This is a genomic window from Rhodoferax aquaticus (genome assembly GCF_006974105.1).
GTDB classification, from domain to species: domain Bacteria; phylum Pseudomonadota; class Gammaproteobacteria; order Burkholderiales; family Burkholderiaceae_C; genus Allorhodoferax; species Allorhodoferax aquaticus_A.
Genome location: NZ_CP036282.1, coordinates 1,029,557 through 1,049,410, shown reverse-complemented (window position 1 = coordinate 1,049,410; position 19,854 = coordinate 1,029,557). Strand labels below are relative to the sequence as shown.

Annotated in this window: 20 protein-coding genes and 2 tRNA genes; 5 read left to right on the top strand and 17 right to left on the bottom strand. The window is 56.8% G+C overall.

Translation table 11 applies throughout. The features are described from left to right. The first annotated feature begins 24 nt into the window (after positions 1-24). Positions 25-2,301: a RelA/SpoT family protein gene (locus EXZ61_RS04985; RefSeq protein ID WP_142809607.1), complete on the top strand. Its 2,277-nt coding sequence runs from the start codon at positions 25-27 to the stop codon at positions 2,299-2,301. Positions 2,302-2,305: 4 nt separating this feature from the next. On the opposite strand, the gene greB is transcribed toward EXZ61_RS04985, so the two are convergent. From greB to EXZ61_RS04950, 7 genes are all read right to left on the bottom strand, one after another. Then, positions 2,306-2,866: a transcription elongation factor GreB gene (gene greB, locus EXZ61_RS04980; RefSeq protein WP_142809605.1), complete on the bottom strand. Its 561-nt coding sequence runs from the start codon at positions 2,864-2,866 to the stop codon at positions 2,306-2,308. Positions 2,867-2,972: 106 nt separating this feature from the next. Further along, a tRNA-Arg gene (locus EXZ61_RS04975) sits at positions 2,973-3,049 on the bottom strand. 78 nt (positions 3,050-3,127) lie between these two features. Next, complete coding sequence (locus tag EXZ61_RS04970; RefSeq protein WP_178084834.1) at positions 3,128-3,997, bottom strand: beta-keto acid cleavage family enzyme; 870 nt, start codon at positions 3,995-3,997, stop codon at positions 3,128-3,130. An 8-nt stretch (positions 3,998-4,005) separates the two neighbouring features. Further along, positions 4,006-5,991 (bottom strand): acetyl/propionyl/methylcrotonyl-CoA carboxylase subunit alpha, encoded by a 1,986-nt coding sequence (locus EXZ61_RS04965; protein ID WP_142809603.1) that lies wholly within the window; start codon positions 5,989-5,991, stop codon positions 4,006-4,008. Positions 5,992-6,111: 120 nt separating this feature from the next. Next, positions 6,112-6,999, bottom strand: a complete 888-nt coding sequence (locus EXZ61_RS04960; RefSeq protein ID WP_237219092.1) for an enoyl-CoA hydratase/isomerase family protein — start codon at positions 6,997-6,999, stop codon at positions 6,112-6,114. Between the two features lie 31 nt (positions 7,000-7,030). Beyond that, on the bottom strand, positions 7,031-8,185 hold the full coding sequence (locus EXZ61_RS04955) for an acyl-CoA dehydrogenase family protein (protein WP_142809601.1): 1,155 nt from the start codon (positions 8,183-8,185) through the stop codon (positions 7,031-7,033). A 49-nt stretch (positions 8,186-8,234) separates the two neighbouring features. Then, positions 8,235-9,845, bottom strand: a complete 1,611-nt coding sequence (locus EXZ61_RS04950; RefSeq protein WP_142809599.1) for an acyl-CoA carboxylase subunit beta — start codon at positions 9,843-9,845, stop codon at positions 8,235-8,237. A gap of 157 nt (positions 9,846-10,002) precedes the next feature. On the opposite strand from EXZ61_RS04950, the gene EXZ61_RS04945 reads away from it, so the two are divergent. Further along, a complete protein-coding gene (locus EXZ61_RS04945) occupies positions 10,003-10,299 on the top strand; it encodes an SCP2 sterol-binding domain-containing protein (protein WP_142809597.1) in 297 nt (98 codons plus the stop codon). Next, on the top strand, positions 10,300-10,743 hold the full coding sequence (locus EXZ61_RS04940; protein WP_142809595.1) for a MerR family transcriptional regulator: 444 nt from the start codon (positions 10,300-10,302) through the stop codon (positions 10,741-10,743). A 208-nt stretch (positions 10,744-10,951) separates the two neighbouring features. On the opposite strand, the gene EXZ61_RS04935 is transcribed toward EXZ61_RS04940, so the two are convergent. From EXZ61_RS04935 to hrcA, 10 genes are all read right to left on the bottom strand, one after another. Beyond that, the gene (locus EXZ61_RS04935) at positions 10,952-11,257 is read right to left on the bottom strand and encodes a hypothetical protein (protein WP_142809593.1); all 306 of its coding nucleotides are present in this window, start codon (positions 11,255-11,257) and stop codon (positions 10,952-10,954) included. Beyond that, a complete protein-coding gene (locus EXZ61_RS04930; protein ID WP_142809591.1) occupies positions 11,241-11,669 on the bottom strand; it encodes a DUF5681 domain-containing protein in 429 nt (142 codons plus the stop codon). The genes EXZ61_RS04935 and EXZ61_RS04930 overlap by 17 nt, the downstream gene beginning before the upstream one ends. 30 nt (positions 11,670-11,699) lie before the next feature. Then, the gene (locus tag EXZ61_RS04925) at positions 11,700-12,677 is read right to left on the bottom strand and encodes a plasmid recombination protein (RefSeq protein WP_237219158.1); all 978 of its coding nucleotides are present in this window, start codon (positions 12,675-12,677) and stop codon (positions 11,700-11,702) included. Between the two features lie 20 nt (positions 12,678-12,697). After that, positions 12,698-13,255 (bottom strand): hypothetical protein, encoded by a 558-nt coding sequence (locus EXZ61_RS04920; protein WP_142809587.1) that lies wholly within the window; start codon positions 13,253-13,255, stop codon positions 12,698-12,700. A 79-nt stretch (positions 13,256-13,334) separates the two neighbouring features. Next, a complete protein-coding gene (locus tag EXZ61_RS04915; RefSeq protein WP_142809585.1) occupies positions 13,335-13,646 on the bottom strand; it encodes a helix-turn-helix domain-containing protein in 312 nt (103 codons plus the stop codon). Continuing rightward, positions 13,647-13,907 carry a hypothetical protein gene (locus EXZ61_RS04910; RefSeq protein ID WP_142809582.1) on the bottom strand — a complete coding sequence of 87 codons (261 nt, stop codon included), beginning with the start codon at positions 13,905-13,907 and terminating at the stop codon, positions 13,647-13,649. It lies immediately after the preceding gene. A gap of 87 nt (positions 13,908-13,994) precedes the next feature. Next, on the bottom strand, positions 13,995-14,708 hold the full coding sequence (locus EXZ61_RS04905; RefSeq protein ID WP_142809579.1) for a hypothetical protein: 714 nt from the start codon (positions 14,706-14,708) through the stop codon (positions 13,995-13,997). Then, on the bottom strand, positions 14,708-15,769 hold the full coding sequence (locus EXZ61_RS04900) for a site-specific integrase (protein WP_142809577.1): 1,062 nt from the start codon (positions 15,767-15,769) through the stop codon (positions 14,708-14,710). The genes EXZ61_RS04905 and EXZ61_RS04900 overlap by 1 nt, the downstream gene beginning before the upstream one ends. A gap of 348 nt (positions 15,770-16,117) precedes the next feature. Further along, positions 16,118-16,194, bottom strand: a tRNA-Ile gene (locus tag EXZ61_RS04895). 24 nt (positions 16,195-16,218) lie between these two features. After that, positions 16,219-17,223, bottom strand: coding sequence for a heat-inducible transcriptional repressor HrcA (gene hrcA, locus EXZ61_RS04890; protein ID WP_142809575.1), 1,005 nt, complete (start codon positions 17,221-17,223; stop codon positions 16,219-16,221). Positions 17,224-17,251: 28 nt separating this feature from the next. Between hrcA and EXZ61_RS04885 the strand changes: the two genes are divergently transcribed. Both EXZ61_RS04885 and recN read left to right on the top strand, forming a co-directional pair. Beyond that, positions 17,252-18,148 carry an NAD kinase gene (locus tag EXZ61_RS04885; RefSeq protein ID WP_142809573.1) on the top strand — a complete coding sequence of 299 codons (897 nt, stop codon included), beginning with the start codon at positions 17,252-17,254 and terminating at the stop codon, positions 18,146-18,148. A gap of 47 nt (positions 18,149-18,195) precedes the next feature. Then, positions 18,196-19,845: a DNA repair protein RecN gene (gene recN, locus EXZ61_RS04880; protein ID WP_142809571.1), complete on the top strand. Its 1,650-nt coding sequence runs from the start codon at positions 18,196-18,198 to the stop codon at positions 19,843-19,845. Positions 19,846-19,854 lie beyond the last annotated feature (9 nt).

Here is a 19,854-nt window from a genome sequence, read left to right as displayed (position 1 = left end):
TAGACCACACGCTACATTTACGGGATGGGCAACTCTCTCAATCCAACAGTCAACGGGGACAGCAAGACCCAAACCGCGGGTGCTGCTGCAGCCCACCCGGCAGCCAATAACGCGGCAGCGGCCAGTTTTGCCGGGCTTACCGCAAAGCTAGACTACCTTTCACCCGCAGACATTGAACAAGTCCGCCTCGCTTATCGCTTTGCTGATGAGGCCCACCTAGGGCAAATGCGCAATAGCGGCGAGCCTTACATTACCCACCCTATTGCTGTTGCGGCGCAATGCGCTGAATGGAAGCTTGACGCGCAAGCTCTCATGGCAGCCCTCTTGCATGACGCACTGGAAGATTGCGGCGTCACCAAGGCAGAGCTGATCGAACGCTTCGATGCCCCGGTGGCGGAACTGGTCGACGGTCTTACCAAGCTGGACAAGCTGCAATTCAACACGCGAGAAGAGAACCAAGCCGAGTCTTTTCGCAAAATGCTGCTGGCCATGGCGCGCGATGTACGCGTGATCTTGATCAAGCTCGCTGATCGCTCGCACAACATGCGCACGCTATCCGACATGCCTCGCTCAAAATGGGGGCGCATTGCATCAGAAACCCTTGAAATCTATGCCCCGATTGCGCACCGCCTTGGCCTAAACCAGACCTATCGGGAGCTGCAAGACCTGTCGTTTCAGCACCTTCGCCCGTGGCGCTATGCAATCTTGTCCAAAGCGGTTGCGAAAGCTCGCAACCGCCGCCGGGACTTGATTCAAAAGGTTCACAAGGAACTAGAGGCCAGCTTCGCTGCAGCAGGCATGCCTGTGCGCATAGCTGGCAGAGAAAAGACCCTGTACTCCATCTATAAAAAGATGGACCTTAAACACCTGAGCTTTGCCCAAGTTACCGACATCTATGGATTTAGAGTGCTGGTCCCCACCATCACTGACTGCTATACAGCCTTAGGCTTGCTGCACCAGCTCTACAAGCCGGTGCCGGGCAAATTCAAAGACCATATTGCGATTGCCAAGGTCAATGGCTACCAATCGCTGCACACCACCTTAGTTGGCCCCTCGGGGGTGAACGTCGAGTTCCAGATGCGCACGGAAGCCATGCATGTGGTGGCAGAGTCTGGCGTTGCTGCCCATTGGCTGTACAAAGTCAACGGTGCCCAGGACCCGAGTAATGACCGCTTGGGCACTAAGTGGTTGCAGTCGTTGCTCGATATACAAAACGAGACCCGTGATGCGGCAGAGTTTTGGGACCATGTGAAGGTGGATTTATTCCCTGATGCGGTGTATGTTTTCACTCCGAAAAGTCGCATCATGGCGTTGCCGCGTGGTGCAACGGTGGTGGATTTTGCTTATGCGATCCATAGCAACATTGGCGACCGGACCATGGCGGCCCGTATCAACGGGGAACAAGTGCCTCTGCGCACAGAACTCAAAAATGGTGACGTGGTGGAGGTGGTCACAGCGCCTGTGTCTACGCCCAACCCTGCTTGGCTGGGCTTTGTAAGAACCGGCCGAGCGCGCTCTAAGATCAGACATCACTTAAAGACTTTGGCACACGTAGAGTCGCAAGAGCTTGGGGAAAAACTCTTGGTGCAAGCCTTACGCGCGGAAGGCATCGACAACGTCACGCACGATGACCCCACCTACGACGGCGTGTGGGAAAAGCTACTTCGATTCACTGGCAACAAGACACGCCAAGAATTACTGACCGACATTGGCCTAGGCAAACGCATCGCCAACATCGTTGCCAAGCGCCTCGTTCATCTGCTGATGGAGAAAGGCACGCGCCCTGACGCACTGTTACTTACACGTGAACGATTTACCAATCACGACTCGTCCACCTTGCGGGCCATTACGCTAGACGGAAGTGAGAACGCGTCCGTTCAGTTTGCGAGTTGCTGTCGCCCGATTCCTGGCGATGCGATCTTGGGCTACTTGGGGCGCGGAGAAGGCTTGGTGGTGCACCGTGACGAGTGCCAGGTCGCCAAGAAACTCCAATACAAAGACAGCGAGCGCTTTATTGGCGTGGAGTGGTCCGATGAGCCCGTGCGGCCGTTTGAGACAGAAGTTGTGGTCACCGTTACCAATGGCAAAGGTGTGCTCGCCAAAGTTGCCGCCTCGCTGGCCAGTGCAGAAGCCGACATCGTGCATATCGACATGGGACAAGAGGGTCAACACGATGCAACAGACTTGCGCTTTATCATTGCAATACGGGACCACAACCACCTAGAAGGCGTTTTGCGGGCGCTCGCGCGAACCAGTTTTGTCTTGCGCGCTTCACGCAAGTCGGCCGCCAGTACCTTTTAGTGGCTTAAGCGGCTAGGGGCATGGGGTACTGCACGCTGAGCACCTCAATTTCACTCACACGCCCAGGGACCAAAAGCTTCAATACATCGCCTTCACGTGCTTTGAGCAAGGTGCGGGCGATGGGCGATATCCAACTGACCTCCCCCGCCGCGCTATTGGACTCGTCGATGCCTTTGATGGTCACGGTGCGTTCCACACCTTCTTCGTCGGCGTAACGCACGGTCGCGCCAAAAAAAATCTGCTCGTTACCGTGATGCACCGAGGGGTCAATCACCTCGGCAATTTCTAGACGCTTGGTTAAGAAGCGGATGCGGCGGTCAATCTCACGCAAGCGTTTTTTGCCATAGAGATAGTCCCCGTTCTCGGAGCGATCGCCGTTGCTAGCCGCCCAAAATACAGCCTCCACGATCTTGGGGCGCTCGTTGTCAATCAAGTCCAACAGTTCATGGCGCATGACCGCATAGCCCGCTGGTGTGATGTAGTTCTTGCTGCCAGCAGGAATGGCGGGCAAGCGCACTTCATCGTCGTCGTCTTGGTCTGTCTCTTTGGTGAAGGCTTTACTCATAGCGGAGAGTGTGCACGTGATTCATAGTGCCCAAGTGGGCACCATGCAAAAGTGAAACGGAAAAAGAAAAAGGTCTGCAACCTTACGATTGCAGACCTTTACTTTTTGGTGCGGCTGGCAGGAATCGAACCCACGACCCCTTGGTTCGTAGCCAAGTACTCTATCCAGCTGAGCTACAGCCGCTAAGAAGTGTATTGTAGCACGGCTTTTCGGGTTCAGCGAACTAATTCAAAGTTTTCTGACAATAGTTGAACCACACGATCACTTGAGTCCAAGCAAGGCCCGCGCTTCTGCAGGCGTTGCGATTGACCGGCCCGCCCTTTGTGCGCATTGGGCCAAGGCCTCGATCAAGACGCCATTGCCAGCGGCACGTTCACCATTGGGCAAGTAGAACGTATCTTCCAGTCCAGTGCGCAGCATGCCGCCCATGTCAGCGGTCTTTTGGTGCACGGGCCATATCTCGGAGCGGCCAATCAGCGTGGCTTGCCAAATGCTGTTGGGTGCCATCCATTGCGGCAACAAGGCCAAGAGATCCGCGTCGCAGGGCATGCCCGAGGCTACGCCCATGACCAAGTTGTACTCTGCTCGGCCCATCTCGGGCTTGAGCATGCCCGCTTTGAGGTACATGGTGACGCTGCGCACAATGCCCACGTCAAAGCACTCAAACTCAGGGTGCGTGCCGCTTTCTCCCATCACATCCAAGAATTGCTGCACCTTGGCCACCGGGTTGTCGAACACCATAGGGGGCCACGCCCACTGGCCATCGTCTTTGATTTTGAGGTAGTTCAGGCTTCCCGCGTTGCACGCCGCAATCTCGGGTTTGACGCGGCGTATGCAGTTCAAGGGGCCGGAGATGTCTTTGCCCACAACACCCGTGGTTAAGTTGATGATGACGCCGGGGCATGCCTCACGGATGGCGTCAACCACTTGGGCTGCGACTTCAGGGTCCCACGAGGGCATGTGGCCCATGCCCTCTTCTTGGCTGCGCACATGCACATGCATGATGCTGGCACCTGCATGGAACGCGTCTTTGGCTTCGGCAGCCATTTGCGCAGGCGTTACCGGCACCGGGTGCTGCTTGGGGTTGGTCAACACACCCGTCAGAGCGCAGGTCAGTATGGCTTTTTCCATGGGGATTCCTAGGTTGCGGATGAAGAAGCGGTGGGGGTGGCTGCGGGTTCGCCGAGGGTTAACTCCGCCAAGAGCGCCCCCGACTCCACCTGCTCGCCGACTTGGGTGTGCACCGCTTTCACGGTGCCATGGGCTTGCGCGTTCAGCCACATTTCCATCTTCATGGCTTCCACGCACACCATGGGCTGGCCGTCTTGCACGGTGTCACCTACTTGCACCAGAATCTGCGTCACCCGTCCCGCCACAGGTGAGCGCGCGCGGCTGGCATCTTTCAAGGCGTCAGCGCTGGGCATGGCAGAAGGTTCTGTGAATACAAAGCAGGTTTCCTCAATGGCAAGATGCAGGGCATTGCCCTCAAACACCGCAATCAGCCTGCGTAGCACGCCATCAATTTCATAGCACAGTGCGCCCGTTTGATAAGCCACACCACGGTATGCGTGGTTGGTACCGCCTTGGGTCACGACCACCTCACCGCCCTGCCCCGGTTGTACACGCAAGCTGCGTGTGCTGTCGCCCAAGGCCAAGCGCACATCAAAGGCGGCCACGCTGTTGGCGCGCCAGCTGCTGCCGTGCTGCACGGCAAATGCAAGTGCCGCGATGCGCCAGACCTCGTCACTCGCCACAGGAGCTTGGAGCAAAGGCTCTTGGGTCTCTAACCATTGGTCAATGAGGGTGGTGGTCATCTTGGCTTCGCGAAACGCCGGGTGGTCCACCAAGTCCGACAAAAAGCGGCCGTTGTTGCGCAGGCCTAGCAAGGGCGCATGGGCCAAGGCAGCACGCATGCGGCGTATGGCGTCATTACGATCCCGGCCATGGACAATCACTTTGGCCACCATGGGGTCGTAAAACGACGACACCACACTGCCTTGGCGTATGCCGTGGTCAATGCGCACCCCAGCGTGCAGCGCCTGTTCCGGCTGCCACCACAGCACCGTGCCGGTTTGCGGCGCGAAGGCGGCGTAGGGGTCTTCCACATACAAGCGGGCTTCGATGGCGTGGCCCGTCATCTGGATTTGGTCTTGGCTCACTGGCAAGCGCTCACCACTGGCCACACGCAGCTGCCACTCCACCAGGTCAAAGCCGGTCACCATTTCGGTCACCGGATGCTCCACCTGCAAGCGGGTGTTCATTTCCAAGAAGTAGTGCTTGAGGTTTTCATCCACGATGAATTCCACCGTGCCTGCCCCCTGATACCCCACGGCCAAGGCAGCCGCTACCGCGTCTTGGCCCATGGCCTGGCGCATGGCGGGGCTCACCACTGGCGAAGGAGCCTCTTCAATCACCTTTTGCCTGCGGCGCTGTGCGGTGCAATCGCGTTCGCCCAAGTACACCGCGTTGCCATGGGCATCGGCAAACACCTGAATTTCAATATGGCGCCCATGGTCGATCAGGCGCTCCAGCATCAAGGTGCCGTCACCAAATGCGCTCAAGGCCTCACGGCGTGCGCCCTCTAAGCCTTGCGGCAACTCAGCGGCGCTACGCACCAAGCGCATACCACGGCCACCCCCACCTGCCACCGCCTTGACCAGCAAGGGGTAGCCCAGTTTTTCCGCCTGCGCCAACAAAGTCTCGTTGTCTTGTTCTTGGCCCAAGTAGCCCGGTGCGCAGGGCACACCCGCGTCCAGCATGCGGCGCTTAGCCAATGCCTTGTCGCCCATGGCCTCAATCGCTGCGGCGGGCGGCCCGATGAACACCAACCCCGCGTCCACACAGGCCTGCGCAAACCCAGCGTTTTCGCTCAAAAAGCCATAGCCCGGGTGAACGGCGTCCGCCCCGGTTTTGCGGGCGGCTTCCAAAATGGCGGCAACGCGCAGATACGACTGGGCAGCGGGCGACGCGCCAATGTGCACGGCTTCGTCTGCCAACTGCACATGGGGTGCATCGCGGTCGGCATCGCTGAACACCGCCACCGTTTGGTAGCCAAGGTCACGCGCGGTGCGAATCACCCGGCAGGCGATTTCTCCCCGATTCGCGATCAATATTTTGTTAAACATGGCCACCTCCCATCGGGGAGCAATCGCCTGTGCGCACTGCGTGCGCCATGCAATTTGGCTTCGCCGCTGCACCGCGCTGCGGCTGGTCTCCCCGATTCGCGATCAAGATTTTTGAAAAAGTCATTGCAGGGCCCATTGGGGTTTGCGTTTTTGAAGAAATGCGCCCATGCCTTCCATGGCCTCTGGGCTTTGGGCGGCTTGGGAGAAGGTGCGAGCGGCCTCGTGCACCAAGTCCTGGGGCGCGCACCAGCGGGCGCGCGCCATGAGCGACTTGGTGGCCGCTAAGGCATTGGGGGCACAGGCCAAGATGTCGACCAACACTTGGTTAAGTGCCGCTTCAACCGCTTCGGGTGCGTGCACGCTATGCACCAAGCCCAAGGCCAGTGCAGTGGCGGCGTCCAGCCGACCACCGGTGACCGCCAAGCGCTTGGCCTGCGAGTAGCCCAGTCGCTCCACTAAAAATGGCGCGATTTGGGCAGGCACCACACCCAAGGATGTTTCGGGCAAGCGGAAGCTGGCCGTGGTGCTGGCCAAGGCCACATCGGCCACACAGGCTAGGCCAAAGCCGCCGCCCATGACGGTGCCTTCCAATACAACCACCACCGCCAAGGGCGTCTGTGCATAGGCCGCACAGAGTTCACCAAACGCCGCGTTGGCTTGGGCAATGGGGTCCAAGCCCGTGCCAGCCTCTGCTGCATCTGACGGGGATTGCATCAAGCGTGCACGCGCAGCCGCCATGTCTTTGAGGTCGGCTCCACTGCAAAAGTGGCCGCCCTCCCCGCGCAGCACCAGCACACGCACGGCACCTGTTTGGCCGGCGCTTTGCTCGGCCGACAACAGCGCTTGGCGCAGCTCTGCCACCATGTGCAAGGACATGGCGTTGCGCGATTCGGGGCGATTGAGGCGTACATGCAGCACCCCGCCCACCTGCTCTACGGCAATGGTTTGAAACGGATTTGCTTCACTATTGATAGCTGCTTGCGCAGTATCCATGGGCGACAGTGGCATATTTGGCTCTTGTTGATGGCGCAAATCTGCCTTATTGGCCCTTACCAGGCAGGGTGCCTTCTAGCTTGCAGATGATGCCGAGCATGATTTCGTCGGCACCGCCGCCAATGGAGATCAAGCGGCTGTCGCGGTAGGACTGGGAGATCGGGTTGTCGGCCGTAAAGCCCATGCCCCCCCAGTATTGCAAGCAGCTGTCGGACACCTCACGCGACAAGCGGCCTGCTTTGAGCTTGGCCATGGAGGCCAACTTGGTCACGTCCTTGCCGCCTACATAGGACTCCACGGCGCGATAGGTCAGAGCGCGCAGGGCTTCTACTTCAGTGCGCAGTTCGGCCAAACGGAAGTGCACCACTTGGTTGTTCAAAATAGGCTGGCCAAAGGTTTTGCGCTGGCGGGTGTACTCAATGGTTTGGTCGATGAGGCGGTCTAGCGAGCGCAGGCAGCCCGCTGCACCATAGAGCCGCTCTTCTTGGAATTGCAGCATCTGGAACATAAAGCCCATGCCTTCTTGGCCAATGAGGTTGCGCCGTGGCACGCGCACATTGTCAAAAAAGAGCTGCGCCGTGTCGCTGGAGTGCATGCCAATTTTTTCAATCTTTTGGCGGGTAATCCCAGCGGCATCCATAGGCACCACGATGAGCGATTTGTTTTTGTGCACCGCACCCTCAGAGGTGTTGGCCAAGAGGCAGCACCAGTCGGCCTGCATGCCATTGGTGATCCACATCTTGGAGCCGTTGATCACGTAGTCGTCGCCGTCTTTGGTGGCTGTGGTTTTTAGCGCTGCCACATCCGAGCCGCCACCCACTTCGCTCACGCCAATGCAGCCCACCATGTCACCCGCAATGCTGGGTGCGAGGTAGTTTGCGCGGAGCTCGTCGGAGCCAAAGCGGGCCAAGGCTGGGGTGCACATGTCGGTCTGCACGCCAATCGCCATGGGCACGCCGCCCGCGTTGCATTCGCCCAGGGCCTCTGCCATCACCATGGAGTAGCTGAAGTCCAAGCCCATGCCACCAAACTCGGTGGGGTACTTGATGCCCAGGAGGCCCAAGTCGCCCATTTTCTTAAACACCTGGTGCGCGGGAAACTGCCCGGCCTTTTCCCACTCGGGCAGATGGGGGTTGATTTCGTTGGCGACGAATTTGCGGACGGTGTCAGCAATTTGCTCATGCTCAGGTGTGAATTTCATGGTGTCTTCTCGGGTGGTTATGGGTTGGAGGGGCGGTGATGGGTGGCGTTTACATGCGGGCCACGCCAAAGGTGTTGGGGCGCAGTTGGCGTTGGTCAGCTTCAGCCGCCAACGCCAGGCACAAGCCCAAGATGCGGCGGGTGTCACGCGGGTCAATGATTCCGTCGTCCCACAGGCGCGCAGTACCAAACAAAGCGGCAGATTCTTTGTCTAGGCGCAGGCGTAGGCCATCCGACATGGCTTTGAGGGCATCTTCATTGGCCTCCATGCCCATGCGCTCGATCTTGGAGCGATTCAAGATGTCCATCACCTTGGCAGCTTGCGCCCCGCCCATGACCGCCGTGCGCGCGCTGGGCCAGGCGAAGATGAAACGCGGATCAAACCCACGGCCACACATGCCGTAGTTGCCCGCCCCGTAGGAGCCGCCCAGCACAAAGGTGAACTTGGGCACGCGCGCATTCGCCACGGCCTGGATCATCTTGGAGCCATGCTTGATCGCGCCGCCCCGCTCTGCCGCCGAGCCCACCATATAGCCGGTGGTGTTTTGCAGAAAGACCAAGGGCGTGCCGGTTTGATCGCAGAGTTGAATGAACTGCGCCGCCTTGGTGGAGCCTGTGGGCTGTATCGGCCCGTTGTTACCCAAGATGCCCACCAGCTGTCCGTGTACGCGTGCATGGCCACACAACATCTCGGGCGCGTACTCAGCTTTGAACTCCAAGAAGTCTGAGCCATCGACCAAGCGGGCGATGACTTCGCGCACGTCGTAAGGCTCGCGCTCGTCGGCAGGGACAATGCCCATCAGTTCTTGCTCATCAAACAGCGGTTCAGCAAAGCCAGCCGATGTGGGCACAGCGTCCCAGCGCAGCTTGTCCATCACCTCCCGAGCCATAGCAATGGCGTGTGCGTCATCCTCGGTCAGGTATTCGCCCAAGCCCGTGACCTGAGCGTGCGTCTCGGCCCCCCCCAATTCATCTTCGGTGCAGTCTTCGCCAATGGCGGCCTTCACCAAGGGTGGCCCGGCCAGGAATATGTTGGAGCGGCCACGCACCAAGATCACATAGTCCGACAGACCCGGCAGGTAGGCGCCGCCCGCGGTACTGGAGCCGTGCACCACTGAGATTTGTGGAATGCCCGCGGCTGACATGCGCGCTTGGTTGGCGAAGCTGCGGCCCCCTTCAATGAAGATTTCGCTCTGGTACATCAGGTTGGCACCACCACTCTCGACCAAGGAGATGATGGGTAGCTTGTTCTCGCGGGCAATGTCTTGTGCGCGCAGGCCTTTCTTCAAACCCATGGGCGCCACGGTGCCACCTTTGACGGCGCTGTCGTTCACAGAGATCAAGCAGCGCTTGCCCGCCACCACGCCAATACCCACGATGGAGCCACCGCCCAAGACCGACTTCTTGCCATCGTCGTCGTGCATATTGAGGCCCGCCAAACGGCTGAGCTCTAGAAACGTGGTGCCACGGTCGAGCAAGCGGGCCACGCGTTCGCGCGGAAGGAGTTGTTTGCGTTTCTCAAACTTATCCAGCTTAGACTCCGACTCGGCAATCACCATCGCCTCCAGGCGCTGCACCTCTGCCAGCAAGTCGCCCATGCGCTGGGCATTGGAAGCAAATGCAGAAGAGCGCGGGTTGATCTTGGAGCGAAGTGCGGGCATGGCGTCAGGTCCTTGTGAAAACGTAGGCCATTAGAAAACATGGTTACGTTAACGTCAACCAAATAACGAATAGGTGTTTTCACTAGGGTATAGGGCATGCTGCGCTGATAGCATTGCGCCAGTGCTTCCCCCTTCCAACCCACCCCAAGGAAACCCCATGAACTTAGAAGCTTGTACTGACGCCATCCGCAGCAAAGTAGGCGCTGACAGCGGTTTGGCCGCCACCCTAAAATTCGACATGGGTGCAGACGGTGTCATCGTGATTGATGGCAAGTCCACGCCCAACACCGTGAGCAACACCAACACCGATACCGACTGCACCGTGGGCATCACCTTGGACAACCTCAACGCGATGTTGAGCGGTGATTTAGAACCCGCAACTGGCTTTATGGCTGGCAAACTCAAGGTCTCGGGCGACATGAGTGTGGCCATGCGTTTACAAAGAGTGATTTAAATGGAACTGAGCGAAGCCCAAGCCTTTGTCGACTCCCACCGCGATGTGGAAGAGACCGAACTGTTCGGCATCACCGAGCTATGCCGAGATTTCGGCATCACCTTGCGGGCCTTACGTTTTTACGAAGACAAGGGCTTGCTCTCTCCACGCCGCATCAATGGTGCACGCGTCTACACCCGCCGTGACCGCGCCCGCATCACCCTGATCTTGCGCGCCAAGGCCATTGGCTCGCCGCTCTCAGAGATCAAACGCTACCTAGACCTGTACGGCAACCAAGGCGAAGGCCGCATGCAACAACTGCAGTACGTGATTGACCGCACCGCCAAAGAAATCGCCGACCTAGAACGCAAACGCGCCCAAATCGACGTGACCTTGGCCGAGCTACGTGTTATCAACGAAAGCTGCCATGGGCATTTAGCCGAACGGATGAAAGCGGTGAAGTAATCACCGCACGGCGCAACACATGCGCCACGCGCCCCAAAGCAAAAAGGCCTGCGAAACATCGCAGGCCTTTTCATTTGTTTAAATGGTAGGGCGTGACAGACTTGAACTGTCGACCAAAGGATTATGAGACTGTCTCAAGTGTCCTATTGGAATAAATCAAAACAAGTGAGCGCAATGTTTATGGGGGTTTCAGCGTAAGTGAGTGCTTTCAATTGTTTTGAATTGTTCCGACTGTTTGTCCCACAGTGTCCCGCCAGTGTCCCATGTGAGCAATCTCACCAAACAACATGACAGCCTGATTGTCCTTGCGCGGTGTTTCTGACTTTGCCCTGTCTTTGAAGGCTTCTTCCGTTTCTTCAGGACGTCGGTTCCACTGGTTGCCGTGGTTGTCACGAATGTGGGTTATCTCCATGCCGACTTCACCCATGCCCACAAGAATTATGAAGATCACCTTGTCTGCTTGGGGGGCAGACTTTTCCAATGCCGACACTCGTTTTTCAAGACTTTGTTGCATTGCGTTGCTCCAGTTGGGTTATGCGTGCGTTCAGTTCGTCAAACTCGGCAATCTTTCCAATCGTGCCGACAGCCGCGATCAGTTGGGCCGCTTGTGCTGGCGAGAGTTCTCCAAGGGCCGCAGCGTCAAGCAATGCCCCTGCCTTGGCAGTTAGAGTGCCGTCAGGCAGTTGAAGCGTTACAGCCTGTTCTATGGCCTTCAGTGGTGGCAATACGCGCTCTAGGATCAATCGAGCCGCATTTATGTTGCCCCCTTTTGCAGCGTCAACCAATGAAGCCAATATTTCAGGCACGTCTTCAGCGATTGCGTCCCTGAGCTTTTGTAGCTGTCCGCTGCCGGGTGTTCTGCCTGCCGGGTTGCCAGATTCGCCAGCTTTCCACCGTCCGGGCCGTTTGTTTTTTGATTCAGTCATGCTTGTAAAAGTCCTGCTTTAGCAATGGCGTTATTGCCACGCGCTTTGTTCAAATGCTTCGGAGTCCTGCCAGCCTGAAAAGTCGCAGTCTTCACGAACAATGACGCGGGTGTCTTCGTTCTGATTTAGCTGGATAGCAGGCCGTGGTGCTTGCGCTGGTGTGGTTGGTTTGTTGCCTAACCCTACAGAGCATAGGGATAGACTGTTTCCAGAGCGTTCTAACCCTATAGGCTTTGGGCTGTAGGCAAACCCTATAGGCTTCAAAGGCTTGTTTGAACCCTTGCCCTTGCTTGTGAATATTTGCGCCGTTGATCGTTGTGGCTTGTCCGCAGTCTTGGTTACTTCCAGCCCCAAGACCTGAGCGCAAGCAACGGGATCACGGGCGATCAAATCGCGTATCAAGGGCCATAGCGCCGAAGTCTGCGCGGTGTCAATGGTGGCATGAATGTGATTCATGACCGTCTGAGCCGTTTTAGCCTTCGCTTGTCCCTGTAGCCTTGCCGGAGCCTTTGCAAGCCCATAGCGCCCTGCTACCGCAGCATGAAAGTCGTTTTGCAGGAATTGCAAGCGCTGCCGATTTCCGAACAGATCGCTGCCATTCATGCGCCCGTCGATCAAGGGCAATATCAAGACGTGCAGGTGTGGAGCGCTTTCGTCTAGGTGTACGTCAGCAGAAAGCACGTTATCCAACCCGCCAAAGTTCCGCGCCACCCAATGGACGCAATCATTGAAATAGGCTTTCAGATCAATGTCGGTGTTTGCTGGCAAGCTGAAGACCTGTTCCAGCGCCAGCACAGCGTTCTTCTTTTGTGGCCTAACGCCAGCGGCTGCCATGCGATCCTTTGCGAGACGTGCCACAGCTTCAGGTGAATCAGGCCCGTGAAGCGATAGGTTCAGACAGATACGCGCCGCGTCTATGTGACTGTCAGCGCCCTGTTCTGCCTGTATTGCGCGCTTGTTGTGGCGACTCGCTGCCAAGACCTTGCCAGAGCCTTTGAGCTTTTGCATCTTGAAGAAGCCACTTGCACTCATAGCGGAGTCTGATAGTCAGCAGCGCAAGAGTTCAGCGCCTGTATCTGGCGTTGAATCAAATCTGAGCCTATCGCCACAGCCTTAGATTGCCACTGCCTTCCGTCCTGGCCCTTGTCCCATTTGGACGTGGTTTCCAGTTCGTGCACCTTGCCTGCCGCAATCCAACGGGGAAGACCCGTAATCACAGCCGCACGAAGTTCGTTAGCCGCCACCATGAAATAGCGCCCGGTGTCACTTGCTGCAAACAGGATCAGTTCAGCGCCACCAGCCTTGTTTAACCAACCATGCGAGCCAGCACAGTCAAGTTCAACAACGCAATCCAAGGGTTTGCCGTACTGAGCGCCGTAGTCCTTGCGGCGAAGCTTCAGATCAATGCCAATGCGTGAGCCGTCCGGCATATGTGCCCAAAAATCAACGCCTGCTTTGTCTTCGGCATGGCTTGCACGCTTCAGGCCGATACAGTCCGGCAATTCGGCTTTGCACGCCCTGATTACCAACTCATAGGCCGCTGGTGTATCTGAAAAGCGGAAGTCGTCATTGAATGAATGGATCATTGTTTGATCCTTCCGCGCTGTAGGAATGTCAGGACAGCAAGCTTTATCCGTAACGCAATGTGCAGTATTGACGGCATGGTTAGTGTCCTTCCGCAACTTTTGACGTAGCGCTATGGGGACGCTCGATCAACTCATAGAAGGCAATGCGCGGGTGTGGAAAGCCTTGATCGTCGTAGACGGTGCGCTGATCAACCTTGGCGATGTTGTAACCGTGCCGTTCGTTCATTTCCTTGATACGTCCGGACGGGTGAATGACGCCCAACTTGCGGAAGTCAATGGTAGATATGAGCTTGCCGGGGTAATCAAACCCTTTGTCGACTCGCTGATATTGGGCTTCCTTGTGTGCCGACTTGCTAGCAGGCTTAAGCGTTGTTTTGGTGGAGTTCGTCATTTACGCCACCTTGCTTTCTGGTGCTTGACCTGCCAGCCATGCGCCATAGCGATCCAGATCAATCAGGACACGGCGACCACGGCGAATGATTGCGCCGTGAGCCGCTAGGCCGTTACCTTGAATGGTTTCGCCGCGTGAGTTCAGACGGCTATCTGCTTTGAAGACGTTGCAGCGAATAGCGCCGGGCGTCTGTCCGGCATTGGCGAAGTGTTTAGCTGCGTTCTCGACCGTGGCGAGATTGGGTGAAGATTGCTTTTCCAAGTCAGTTCCTTGTGCCCCCAACCGCTGGATTGTTCCTGCGACATTTGGAGTAAAAGGATTTTGAAAATGCACCTATTGGTTACCCGGCTAACCCGTGGAAGGTTTTTGCTCTCCGAAAATTGTCTCGAACCTATCAAGGCCAATGTCTTTTAGATCGCCCTTCACGTCCCAGTACCAAACCCGTCCGCCCTTCATTTCTCTAACCACATCGCCGCCGCACAGACGATCCAATATTTCAGCAGCCGAAGCAAACGGATCAAACCGCCTTTGTTCTGCGACTGCCCTTGTCAAGGTGCTTCTACGATCAACCTTGCGAGTTTGTTTGGCTTTGAGCGTTGCCGTCTGGCTGGTTGTTTCTCCACTAATAGAAGCTACGATTAAGGGCAATTGCCGCTTCCACTCTGGACAGACATAACGATCAATCAATATGCGCCCGAGCTTCATGTGCGCGTCATAGGCCCACAAATCCACGTCTTTCAACTTGACGCCGATTTTCTGCAGCAATGCCAGTGTCTTTGCAGTTGCGACTGGATTGCGTGACTGCGGAGCAATGTCGGCTTTTGCCCCGTCCGGCAATGTGACCGTGATTTTGTGAACGAGCCTAGACCTGTATTGCAAGAACACTTCAATGTGATCCTGAAGCAATTCAATCAAAGTCCTTTGTAGATCACTCAATTGTGGTGGCTTGCCTACACCTTCAACTAGTGACATAGGTGGGCTATCTGGCATGTCAGCGATTACGCTACTAATACGCCAAGCCTGATCCAACCAATTCGTATCAAACTTTTTAATGTGCGCCATCAGACCCCCAATCTAGCTGCCAGAGCGCCCGATATCTCAATCTTGCGCCCCGGTGCAAGGTGGGCATATCGGCTAACCATTGCCATTGTTCTATGGCCTAGCAGCTTGGATATCTCCAATGGACTAACGCCGGACATTGCCAGATAGCTTGCCGCCGTATGGCGTAAGTCGTGCCAATGGAAGTCTTCCAGTTCAGCAGTCTTTACAGCCGCGTCCCAAGCCTTCCGCAAGTCGAAATACTCGCTTTTGGTGGATCGCGCCGTTGGCGGGAATATCCGGTCTTCCTTCAGCGTTCTGACTTTGGCGCGTTCTAAGAGCAATTGCAGCGCCGTCCCCACTACGGGCAGTGTCCTAGCGTCCCCGTTCTTTGTATCGCCTAGAAGGGCCGTCTGAGCCTTCAAATCGACTTGCTTCCAGCATAGGCCCAACACTTCCGATTTACGCGCTCCAGTGGACAGCGCAAGGCAAACAGCAAGCAAAAGGTGGGGGCTGGCTGAAGCTTTGCACGCCGCTAACAGCTTTGGAAGTTCTTCGTCAGACAGATAGCGAACCCGTCCCTTTGATTCTGAAAACTTGCGAACGTCTTTCAGTGGATTGCTTGCGATCCAGCGCAGTTCCTTTGTCCCATACGACAGCGCCGAAGACAGAGCCGCCAGCGTCCGGTTTACGTCAGCGCCAGAGCGAACCTTGCCGCCCCGTTCCGTAGGTGTGGCCTTCAGCGTGTCACGCGCCTTCATAAGCACGTCATGCGTTACGTCCGACAACAGCCGCTTGCCAATGGAGTCTTTCCAATAATCAAGCCTTGCGCCTACCGTCTTAGCGCTTTTGAGCTTGTGCAGTTCGTCAGTGGTGTACCGATCAATCAACTCTGTGAGCGTATGACGTTTGGACGCTCCAAAGTAGCGCCGATCCTTTTGCTCCGCTTCAATCTTCTTAGCCCACTCGACAGCGTCAGTCTTGCGCTCAAATGACGCGCTTACGGGTTCATGGCCTTTAAGCCGAACCTTTGCCCTGTAGCTGAATGAGCCGTCCGCGTTCTGCCGTTTTTCGATTGCCGCCATGTTGCCCCCTTGAATCATTGAAAACTAATGAAAGGAGTGTGGCGGAACTGGGCATAAATGGCAACAACAGATCAACAATCCATTGATCTAATTAAATAGACCGTTGTTTTATATATGTTTTTTATGGTTGCCCAACCAAATTGGGACACTGGCGGGGCAGTGACGTCAAAAAACCGCTTCCCAATGCTCCAAAAGTGACGCTAGTAAAGGGCTAGCAGCGTGCTAGCAATAGTGCAATTGTTCTGACTTATTCTGCCGCAGTGTCCCGCCAGTGCCCCATGAGCCCAAAAACAGAAAAGCCCGCTATCTTTTGAATAGCAGGCTTTCTATATCTGACGCGGTATTAAATGGTAGGGCGTGACAGACTTGAACTGTCGACCAAAGGATTATGAGTCCTCTGCTCTAACCAACTGAGCTAACGCCCCGAACCAGCCCGCTATTGTAACGGGCTACTTGTGGTGGCTTAGAGCGTTGCTCACCAATTTTGATGTGATGTCCACTATTTGGATCATGCGGTCGTAGGCCATGCGGGTGGGGCCGATCACGCCCAAGGTGCCTACCACTTTGCCATCGACTTCGTAGGGTGAACTCACGATGGACAGGTCTTCAAACGGTACGACTTGGCTCTCGCCGCCAATAAATATACGCACACCTTCGGCCTGGCCGGTGTTGTCCAGTAAGCGCATGAGCTGGGCTTTTTGCTCAAACAGATCAAAGGCGCGGCGCAGGTGGCTCATGTCGCTGGAAAAATCGGACACAGAGAGCAAGTTACGTTCGCCCGAGATGACCACGTCATCTTGGGTTTCGGTCATGGCCTCTGTGCCAGCGGTCACTGCGGCTTGCATCAGGCTGGCGATTTCGGAGCGCAGGCTTTCTACTTCGCCCTTCAGCCGGTCGCGCACCTGCTCAATGTCTAGACCCAGGTAGTTGCTATTGAGAAAGTTGGCCGTCTCGACCAGTTGGGCTTGGGTGTAGTCCACCTCGGTGTAGATCACGCGGTTTTGCACATCGCCATCGGGCGACACAATGATGACCAACACACGACGCTCAGAGAGCCGCAAAAACTCCATGTGCCTGAACACAGACGCACGCCGCGGTGCCACAACAACGCCTACAAACTGCGACAAGCTGGAGAGCAAATTCGCGGCGTTAGAAATCACGCGCTGCGGCTGGTCAGGCGCCAAGCTGTGGCTGGCGTACTGTGCCGGTTGCGCCGTAAGCATGGTGTCCACAAACAAGCGGTAGCCACGCGCGGTGGGGATGCGCCCTGCCGAGGTGTGCGGGCTTACGATGAGCCCCAGTTCCTCTAGGTCAGACATCACATTGCGGATCGTAGCGGGAGACAACTCTAGGCCAGAGGCCTTAGACAAAGTACGGCTTCCCACAGGCTGACCGTCAGCGATATAACGCTCAACCAGAGCTTTCATCAACAACTTAGAACGATCATCAAGCATCGACACATTTTAGTGATGTAATTTGCCAATGAAGTCCCAATTTAGACAGGTTGCTCTCGTTGGCAAGTACCAGGCCACTGCCGCAGGTGCGGGGGGGGCATCTTCGAAGCACGCGTTGGAAAAAATCGCCCATTTCTTGATGGACCATGGCTGTGACGTGGTGGTTGAGAAAGACACCGCCGCCAATATGGGGCTGCACCGCTACACAGAGATGGATGTGGCAGGCATAGGTGAGAGTTGTGACCTGTGCCTTGTGGTTGGGGGCGACGGCACCATGCTCGGCATTGGTCGCCAGCTGGCGCAGTACGGGGTGCCGCTCATTGGTATCAACCAAGGGCGCTTGGGCTTTATCACCGACATTCCGTTCGATAAGTTCCAGAGTTCGCTGCTGCCTATGTTGGCTGGCGAGTTTGAGGAAGACCACCGGGGCTTGATGCAAGCCCGCGTGATGCGTGATGGCCATTGCGTGTTTTCTGCACTGGCCATGAACGATGTGGTGGTCAACCGTGGCGCTACATCTGGCATGGTGGAGCTGCGGGTGGAAGTCGACGGGCACTTTGTGGCTAACCAGCGGGCGGACGGCTTGATCATCGCCACCCCCACAGGGTCTACCGCCTACTCACTGTCGGCTGGGGGGCCATTGCTGCATCCCTCTATCCCCGGGTGGGTAATGGTGCCAATTGCGCCACACACATTATCAAATAGGCCAATTGTGCTCGCCAATATTGCGGAGATAGCTATAGAAATAGTAGCGGGACGTGATGCCAGTGCCAATTTCGATATGCAGTCTTTGGCCACTTTGATGCACGGTGACCGCATCGTGGTTACCCAATCGCAGCACCATGTGCGCTTTTTGCATCCGCGCGGATGGTCGTACTTTGACACCTTGCGTCAAAAACTACATTGGAATGAAGGAGCCGTTTAAATGCGTGCAAACCACAACACTTTGTGCCTGACTTGGAGGCAAGCGTAGTGGGTCTCAAACGAATTGTCTTGCGTGACTTTGTCATCGTGAGCGAGCTAGAACTGGACTTTGAAAGCGGATTTACGGTACTCACCGGCGAAACCGGGGCCGGCAAATCCATCCTCATTGACGCCTTGCAGCTGGTAACCGGCGCAAGGGCCGACGTCGGCGTGATCCGTGAAGGCGCCAGCCGCACCGATGTCAGCGCTGAATTTGACACGCCAGCGCAGGTGCTGCCCTTGCTAGAAGAAGCGGGCTTTGACAATGCCGAGGTCTTGCTGCTGCGCCGCACGGTAGACCAACAAGGCAAAAGCCGGGCTTGGGTGAATGGCAGCCCCGCTACAGCGCAGCAGCTGCGTGCCATTGGGGAACAATTGCTAGACATCCACGGTCAGCACGCCTGGCAAAGCCTTACCCGCCCTTACGCAGTGCGCGGCCTGTTGGATGCTTATGCCAAGGTGTCTACGGCCCAGCTCAGCACCCTGTGGAGTGCTTGGCGCCAGGCACAAGCCGCGCTGAGCCAAGCGAAAGATGCGCAAGACTCGCTGCAACGCGAACGTGAGCGGCTGGCATGGCAAATTGGAGAGGTTGAAAAGCTCGCCCCCCAAGCCGACGAGTGGGATGAGCTCAACACCAGCCACAGCCGTTTGTCCAATGGGCAAGCCTTGTTGGATGCGGCACAGGGCGCGCTCACCCTGTTGGAGGACGAAGACAGCAATGCGCTGACGCTGCTGCACGGGGCCATGCAACAGCTGCAAAGCCAAAGCCATGTAGAGGCAGACTTTAAGGAGCCAGCTGAACTATTGGCGTCTAGCATTGCGCAGGTGGAAGACACGGTGCACACCCTGCGCGCCTATATTCGGCGCACTGAGCTAGACCCCGAGCGCTTGGCCGATTTGGATGAACGCTTGGGGCTCTGGGTGTCACTGGCACGGCGCTACAAACGCAGCCCCGAAGACTTGCCCACCCTCTTGGATAGCTGGAAGGCAGAACGCCTGCAACTCGATGCGGCTACCGACCTAGAAGGCCTGCAGCAGCGTGAGAGAAAAGCCGAAGCTGCGTATATGGCAGAAGCCAAATCCATCTCCAAAGCCCGAACCAAGGCAGCGCCCTTGCTGGCACAGGCCATTACCCAAGCGATGCAAGGCTTGGGTATGCAAGGTGGGCAGTTTCATGTGGCGCTTGAGGCCAGCCCACAAGCGATGCAAAGTGGGCTAGAAGACGTGAGCTTCTTGGCAGCGGGCCACCCAGGTAGCACGCCTAGGCCCGTGGGCAAAGTGGCCTCAGGCGGTGAGTTGTCACGCATGGCGTTAGCCATTGCGGTAACCACCAGCCAGCTGGGCACTGCGCAAACCCTCATCTTTGACGAAGTGGACTCCGGCGTGGGCGGTGCGGTCGCCCAAACTGTCGGGCGCCTCATGCGCCAATTGGGCATAGACCGCCAAGTATTGGCTGTCACCCATTTGCCCCAAGTCGCAAGCTGTGCCGATCACCATTTGGTGGTTGCCAAGCAACGCGATGCAAAGCAGACGCTCAGTACAGTCTCGGTTGCTCAAGGTGACATGCGTGTTGCCGAGATAGCACGCATGCTCGGAGGTGAAAAGATATCGGATGCCACCCTGGCCCATGCGCGCGAGATGCTGGTAACAGGCCTGTAAATTCACAAC

Coding starts and splice junctions, on each gene's coding strand:
- EXZ61_RS04950 (WP_142809599.1), bottom strand. CDS start 9,845: ATGCCCGCACTTCGCTCCAAGATCAACCCGCGCTCTTCTGCATTTGCT.
- EXZ61_RS04940 (WP_142809595.1), top strand. CDS start 10,300: ATGGAACTGAGCGAAGCCCAAGCCTTTGTCGACTCCCACCGCGATGTG.
- EXZ61_RS04925 (WP_237219158.1), bottom strand. CDS start 12,677: ATGCAAAAGCTCAAAGGCTCTGGCAAGGTCTTGGCAGCGAGTCGCCAC.
- EXZ61_RS04915 (WP_142809585.1), bottom strand. CDS start 13,646: ATGACGAACTCCACCAAAACAACGCTTAAGCCTGCTAGCAAGTCGGCA.
- EXZ61_RS04930 (WP_142809591.1), bottom strand. CDS start 11,669: ATGACTGAATCAAAAAACAAACGGCCCGGACGGTGGAAAGCTGGCGAA.
- EXZ61_RS04970 (WP_178084834.1), bottom strand. CDS start 3,997: ATGGAAAAAGCCATACTGACCTGCGCTCTGACGGGTGTGTTGACCAAC.
- EXZ61_RS04905 (WP_142809579.1), bottom strand. CDS start 14,708: ATGGCGCACATTAAAAAGTTTGATACGAATTGGTTGGATCAGGCTTGG.
- EXZ61_RS04920 (WP_142809587.1), bottom strand. CDS start 13,255: ATGATCCATTCATTCAATGACGACTTCCGCTTTTCAGATACACCAGCG.
- EXZ61_RS04985 (WP_142809607.1), top strand. CDS start 25: ATGGGCAACTCTCTCAATCCAACAGTCAACGGGGACAGCAAGACCCAA.
- EXZ61_RS04945 (WP_142809597.1), top strand. CDS start 10,003: ATGAACTTAGAAGCTTGTACTGACGCCATCCGCAGCAAAGTAGGCGCT.
- EXZ61_RS04935 (WP_142809593.1), bottom strand. CDS start 11,257: ATGCAACAAAGTCTTGAAAAACGAGTGTCGGCATTGGAAAAGTCTGCC.
- EXZ61_RS04965 (WP_142809603.1), bottom strand. CDS start 5,991: ATGTTTAACAAAATATTGATCGCGAATCGGGGAGAAATCGCCTGCCGG.
- greB (WP_142809605.1), bottom strand. CDS start 2,866: ATGAGTAAAGCCTTCACCAAAGAGACAGACCAAGACGACGACGATGAA.
- EXZ61_RS04955 (WP_142809601.1), bottom strand. CDS start 8,185: ATGAAATTCACACCTGAGCATGAGCAAATTGCTGACACCGTCCGCAAA.
- EXZ61_RS04885 (WP_142809573.1), top strand. CDS start 17,252: ATGAAGTCCCAATTTAGACAGGTTGCTCTCGTTGGCAAGTACCAGGCC.
- hrcA (WP_142809575.1), bottom strand. CDS start 17,223: ATGCTTGATGATCGTTCTAAGTTGTTGATGAAAGCTCTGGTTGAGCGT.
- EXZ61_RS04900 (WP_142809577.1), bottom strand. CDS start 15,769: ATGGCGGCAATCGAAAAACGGCAGAACGCGGACGGCTCATTCAGCTAC.
- EXZ61_RS04960 (WP_237219092.1), bottom strand. CDS start 6,999: ATGCCACTGTCGCCCATGGATACTGCGCAAGCAGCTATCAATAGTGAA.